Below are 1278 nucleotides of genomic sequence, written 5' to 3'. Positions count from 1 at the left end.
TTCAGTACTTCGCTAATTTTCATCTCCTCATAAACGAGGCTGTTCGATACCTTTATATGGGATAAAAACTGCCTCCGTATGTCTTTTCCACCATGTAAGCCTAGATATGCCCCTAAAATTGAATTAAAGTCAAAAGAATGTATTAATACCGTATTAAGACCTCTCACTGACCATGTGACCATCAAGATCAACGGTTCTCTTACAAGTGAAGACGTTTTTCGTACCGTTGTGAGTATGTCAGTCAACAGAAATTCTGTTCATTCTGTTGCAACACAGTATCAGAATGTTGCTTGCGAAACATCTCTACGATACCATCTTAAAAAACTAAACATGGAAGAACTGATCATATCGAATGAAACGATTCTCCTTCAAGAACTCATAAAAACCCTGAAAACAGGCAAGAGCTATGAATTCGCTGCTGATTATACCAATGATCCTTATTACGGAAAAAAAGATTCATCTAATGAGAAATATGTAATAGGTGGACAGGCTAAAAAGTCAACAAACTCCTTTTACTCATATGTCTCTCTTTATATCATTAACAAGAATGAGAGGTTTACCATATCTGTTCTTCCTGTCGAAAAGCATAAAACAAAGGTTGAATACCTCTCCCATTTTATCAGCCTCATCAAAAAACTGAACTTTAATATTAAGATTTTCTGCCTGGATAGAGAGTTTTATTCTATTGACGTGTTTAAATTTTTGCAAAGTAAACAGGTTCCACATATAGTTCCAGTTGTTAAGAAAGGAGAGTGGATGAAGCAGATCCTGAAAGGGAATAAGGCACGTAGCGAACAATATGTTATGGGGAACTCTAAGAAAAAAATTCTTCTGGACATTATTATTGATGTCAAGTATCTGAAAGGGAAAAGAGATAAAAAAGGATGTGAGATCCTTGGTTTTGTCGTTTTTGGAGTCAAATGGTCTCCAAGAAAGGTCAGTACGGTTTACAGAAGAAGATTTGCTATTGAATCTTCATACAGGATGAGGAATGTGGTTAAACCAAAGACATCATCTAAAAACGCAACTATAAGGTACTTTTATGCACTGATATCTTTCCTGTTAAAAAATATATGGCTATACCTTCAGAAAAAACATTTTACGATTGTCAAAAGAGGCCCTAAAGTCATAGATGAGGATAAGTTCAGATTTAGTATGTTTATACTTCTCATTGAGGAATGGCTGAGAAGAAAGTTAAAGGTCAGGTTAATGGTGGAGTGTTTGAGGTAAATGAATGGAGAGGAGACATGGAGGAGAGATTTTTAGCGAAGTACTGTA

Annotated in this window: 2 protein-coding genes; one reads left to right on the top strand and one right to left on the bottom strand. The window is 35.6% G+C overall.

The genetic code is table 11. The annotated features are described in order from the left end of the window. A partial coding sequence (locus FTO70_RS18100; RefSeq protein WP_255337129.1) for a hypothetical protein occupies positions 1-182 on the bottom strand: 182 nt, incomplete at its 3' end. Here FTO70_RS18100 and FTO70_RS17900 point away from each other — a divergent pair. Further along, positions 118-1230 carry an ISH3 family transposase gene (locus FTO70_RS17900; protein WP_255337128.1) on the top strand — a complete coding sequence of 371 codons (1113 nt, stop codon included), beginning with the start codon at positions 118-120 and terminating at the stop codon, positions 1228-1230. The genes FTO70_RS18100 and FTO70_RS17900 overlap by 65 nt on opposite strands. The last annotated feature ends 48 nt before the right edge of the window (positions 1231-1278 follow it).

This window comes from Methanosarcina sp. KYL-1 (assembly GCF_024372725.1).
In the GTDB taxonomy this organism is placed as follows: Archaea; Halobacteriota; Methanosarcinia; order Methanosarcinales; family Methanosarcinaceae; genus Methanosarcina.
The sequence above is the reverse complement of the archived record's forward strand: the minus strand, read 5'-3'. Positions and strand labels throughout refer to the sequence as shown.